The organism is Litchfieldia alkalitelluris, assembly GCF_002153425.1.
In the GTDB taxonomy this organism is placed as follows: domain Bacteria; phylum Bacillota; class Bacilli; order Bacillales; family Salisediminibacteriaceae; genus Evansella; species Evansella alkalicola.
In genome coordinates, this window is record NZ_KZ119600.1 from 4518457 (window position 1) to 4522431 (window position 3975).

5 protein-coding genes are annotated in these 3975 nt (G+C 39.8%); 1 reads left to right on the forward strand and 4 read right to left on the reverse strand.

Features of this window, described 5'->3' with window-relative positions; genetic code table 11:
* Nucleotides 1-517 precede the first annotated feature (517 nt).
* The 3 genes from BW724_RS21380 to BW724_RS21390 all read right to left on the reverse strand — a co-directional run bounded on the left by BW724_RS21380 (nucleotide 518) and on the right by BW724_RS21390 (nucleotide 2795).
* A complete protein-coding gene (locus BW724_RS21380) occupies nucleotides 518-1240 on the reverse strand; it encodes an amino acid ABC transporter ATP-binding protein (RefSeq protein ID WP_088077095.1) in 723 nt (240 codons plus the stop codon).
* Nucleotides 1240-1908 carry an amino acid ABC transporter permease gene (locus tag BW724_RS21385; RefSeq protein WP_235849041.1) on the reverse strand — a complete coding sequence of 223 codons (669 nt, stop codon included), beginning with the start codon at nucleotides 1906-1908 and terminating at the stop codon, nucleotides 1240-1242. Before BW724_RS21385 ends, BW724_RS21380 begins: the two co-directional genes overlap by 1 nt.
* A gap of 89 nt (nucleotides 1909-1997) precedes the next feature.
* Nucleotides 1998-2795, reverse strand: a complete 798-nt coding sequence (locus BW724_RS21390; RefSeq protein WP_088077096.1) for a glutamine ABC transporter substrate-binding protein — start codon at nucleotides 2793-2795, stop codon at nucleotides 1998-2000.
* A gap of 346 nt (nucleotides 2796-3141) precedes the next feature.
* On the opposite strand from BW724_RS21390, the gene BW724_RS21395 reads away from it, so the two are divergent.
* Nucleotides 3142-3399 carry a hypothetical protein gene (locus BW724_RS21395; RefSeq protein WP_088077097.1) on the forward strand — a complete coding sequence of 86 codons (258 nt, stop codon included), beginning with the start codon at nucleotides 3142-3144 and terminating at the stop codon, nucleotides 3397-3399.
* Nucleotides 3400-3545: 146 nt separating this feature from the next.
* On the opposite strand, the gene BW724_RS21400 is transcribed toward BW724_RS21395, so the two are convergent.
* A partial coding sequence (locus BW724_RS21400; protein WP_328588733.1) for a nitrilase-related carbon-nitrogen hydrolase occupies nucleotides 3546-3975 on the reverse strand: 430 nt, incomplete at its 5' end.

A 3975-nucleotide genomic window follows, 5' to 3' on the forward strand; every position in this document is an offset into this window, starting at 1 on the left:
CATTTTGTCCGCTGCTCATGCTTCTGCGGACATTTGCTGACTCAATCTCTGGCATTTTGTCCGCTGCTCATGCTTCTGCGGACATTTGCTGACTCAATCACTAGCATTTTGTCCGCTGACTATGTTTCTGCGGACATTTGCTGCCTCAATCATTAGACTTTTGTCCGCTGACTCTGCTTCTGCGGACAATTACAACGTGAATCACTAGCATTTTGTCCGCTGACTCTGTTTCTGCGGACAGTTACAGCCTCAATCTCTTCCATTTTGTCGTTAGTTTTATCATATAACGACATTACGAAAGCTAATAGGACGCGTTTTATCGCTAGTTTGCGGATTCAGTCTCCACTCTAAGAAAATAAAGACTCAACGCGATACGTACAGCCAGTCCATTCTTCCTTCTATAATTGATGCCACTTACAAATACTAATTCTTAAATAAAAAATGGCCTTCCAGTCAAATGAAACTCGACTGGCTCGGCCATTTGCGCACCCTATTTACAAAACATAACACTAATTTACTATAAAACTTTACTTAAAAATTCTTTCGTTCTTGGGTTCTGAGGATTATCAAAAATGTCATTTGGATCCCCTTCCTCCATAATAACTCCCTCGTCCATAAAAATAACTCGGTCTCCCATCTCGCGGGCGAATCCCATCTCATGGGTTACAACGACCATCGTCATTCCTTCTTTGGCAAGATCCTTCATTACAGCTAGAACGTCGCCGACGAGTTCTGGGTCAAGAGCTGATGTAGGCTCGTCAAACAGCATCACTTTTGGGTTCATTGCTAGTGCCCTTGCAATGGCAACACGCTGTTTTTGTCCGCCAGATAAAGCACCAGGATATACATCTGCTTTATCAGATAAACCTACTTTTTCCAAGAGACTTCTACCTAACTTATCAGCTTCGTCTTTCGATACTTCCTTGACCTTTAGCGGGCCCAAAGTCACATTTTCTAAAACTGTTTTGTGAGGAAACAAATTAAAGTGCTGGAAAACCATCCCTACTTGGGAACGGAGCTTATTAATATTAATCTGTGGATTCGTGAGGCTTTCTCCGTCTATGACCACTTCCCCTGAAGTAACTTCCTCGAGCAAGTTGAGGCAGCGTAAAAAAGTGCTTTTTCCAGAACCTGAAGGACCAATGACACAAACGACTTCCTTCTCTTTGACCTCGGCGTCAATTCCCTTTAGGACTTCTAAATCACCAAAGGATTTATGCAAATCTGTAACTTTAATCATTAGACATCCAACCTCCGTTCAATCATTCTAAGAATAAGCATTGCAGGAATTGTAATGATTAAATAGGCAAGACACAGCATGACATAAGGTTCGAATGTAGCTGCCGTCGAACTAACATACTGTCGCATGAGGAATGTAACTTCTCCTACTGAGATTATGGCAAAAATTGATGTATCTTTTAAACTGATAATAAATTGGTTTCCAAGTGGAGGTATCATTCGTTTAAATGCCTGGGGCCAAATGATGTAACGCATGGTTTGGGTAGAGCTGAGTCCAATGGAACGTCCTGCCTCCATTTGACCTTTATCAATGGATTCCACACCACCGCGAACGATTTCGGCAATATATGCACCTGCATTAATTGCAATAGCAACAATACCTGCGGTTACTGCATCAAGATTAATCCCAAACGTTTGAGATATGGAAAAATATAGGACTAACGCCTGTACTAAAATTGGTGTCCCACGAATAAGTTCAATATAAATAGTTGCTAACGCATAGATTAATTTGTTTTTTGATAGCCGGGCGATGCCTGTTATGGTACCGATAAAAAAACCTATTAAAACACCAACTAAGGTAATGTATAACGTAAGAGCCAGCCCCCGCCTAATAAAAGGAAGGGTATTTCCCCAATGCTGACTATTAATTAACTCCATTAAAGCTTCCATCCTATGTAACCTCCCTGAGATAACGAAAGCGCAACAAGCTATTCACTCGTTGCGCTTAAGTTGTGAGATTTAGTTAATTCTACATTAAATTATTCTGGTCTCTGACCAAACCATTTTTCGTAGATATCACCATAAGTACCATCATCCATCATTTCTGCAAGCGCCTCATTCACTGGTTCTCTTAACTCTGAATCTTGTGGGAATGCAATACCATATTGTTCACCTGTAAGAAGGTCACCAACTGTTTTCATTTCACCAAGTGCTTCAGTTTCAATGTAATAAAGCACATTAGGTACGTCGTAAATGACTGCGTCCACACGTCCTGCCACTAAATCTTGATAGGCATTTACTATGTCTGGGAACTGACGAACTTCTGCATCAGTGTTTTCTAAAAGATATGTTTCACTTGTCGTAGCTGCACGTGTAGCAACTGGTCTTCCATCCACATCATCAATAGATTGAATTTCTTCTTCATCAGCACGCACTGCTAATATAAGACCAGCATCATAATATGGGTCAGAGAAATCAAAGACTTCTGCCCTTTCATCTGTAATGGTCATTCCTGCGATACCAACGTCATAGCGTCCAGATTCCATACCAGCTAGAATTCCGTCAAATTCTACTACCTCAAGATCAACAATAAAGCCTACTCTGTCTGCAATCTCATTAATGAGGTCAATATCAAACCCTTCCATCTCCTGGGTTTCCGTATTCATAAATTCAAATGGCACATAGTTTGTATCTGTTGCAACAGTGTATTCTGGAAGATCGTCTCCTCCGCCGTCACCGCTTGCATCACCGTCTCCACCAGTTTCAGACTCACCACAAGCTGCAATGAGCGCGATCGTAAGTATTAATACAAAAAGCAAAATAAATAATTTCTTCACTAAAATTTCCCCCTTTTAATATTTGAAAAATATATTTTTTACCTTAAAATAACATAAACTTTTATAATGTTTCTAAATGTTATTTTAATATAAAAAATATTCTTATTATTAGAATATTCTACACAATTGAGATGACTAGCGCAACAGAAACGCCCATATTTGTTTATCAATTCTAATTTTTTCATGTGACTTAGGTGTTATGGAAATAAAGTAGTCGTTTAAATATATATTCTCTAATACAACTTGTATTCCTCAGAAAATTCATTTTTTTCAAACGGTTTTGTGGTTGGTTCGATTTAATAGATATATAATATTCGTAAGTACTAACTAGCGAAGGGGGGATTTTGTGACAGCCATCGTTGATTTCATCGAATATTTGTTTTCTACTAAAAAAGCTTTGGTGTATACTACTTTCAAAATGGATGATTATTATCGGGTTACGGATAAACTAAAGGCGGGCTCAATAAAATACCGAGTTGTGTCAAGGTCAAATGCCTCACAGGCTGGTGTTGGGTACGGTGCGGTGAATCACATTTATAAAATATACGTGAAGAAGTCCGAAAAGGCGAAAGCGCAATATTGCATTCAAAAGAAAGCAAACTAAGTACGAAATCAGCGCGTGCATATGTAAAGGCTGCCCGGGCTCAAATAACACATTAAAAAGGTGAACGGACAAGAACGTTTTGTTCTTACCAGTTCACCTTTTAACTTCCACTATTGTCATTACTGTCATTATTGTCTTGCAACATTTTAGGCTCCTTTCATTTTGTCTTCTGAATGGCCGATATTAACAGGAGCAAAATCTGCTGGATAGTCTTTCATATAAGGAATATCCTCTCGTGTTTTTATGAGCTGCTGCTTATCAATAGTTCCATAGATGACTTCTTCTGAGCCTCTCGATGCTTCCTGCATGATCCTCCCTTTTGAATCTAGGAATTTACTTTTTCCACAAGTCCCTTCTCCCACGGCGTTTACCCCTAACACATACAAAGAGTTATCTAACGCCCGCGCCGGCAGTTGAATATCCCATCTTTGCTCTGCCTCCAAGCTCCAGACTGACGGGACAACGATGAGATCTGCACCACTTAAAGCAAGAACTCTCGATGTCTCGGGAAATTCCACATCATAGCAGATGAGGACCCCAATCTTTCCAACCGCTGTGTCAAAAATTGGGTAGGAT

Excerpts from the sequence above, each read along its gene's own strand:
- BW724_RS21380 (WP_088077095.1), bottom strand. The coding sequence starts at position 1,240 with ATGATTAAAGTTACAGATTTGCATAAATCCTTTGGTGATTTAGAAGTC.
- BW724_RS21385 (WP_235849041.1), bottom strand. The coding sequence starts at position 1,908 with ATGGAAGCTTTAATGGAGTTAATTAATAGTCAGCATTGGGGAAATACC.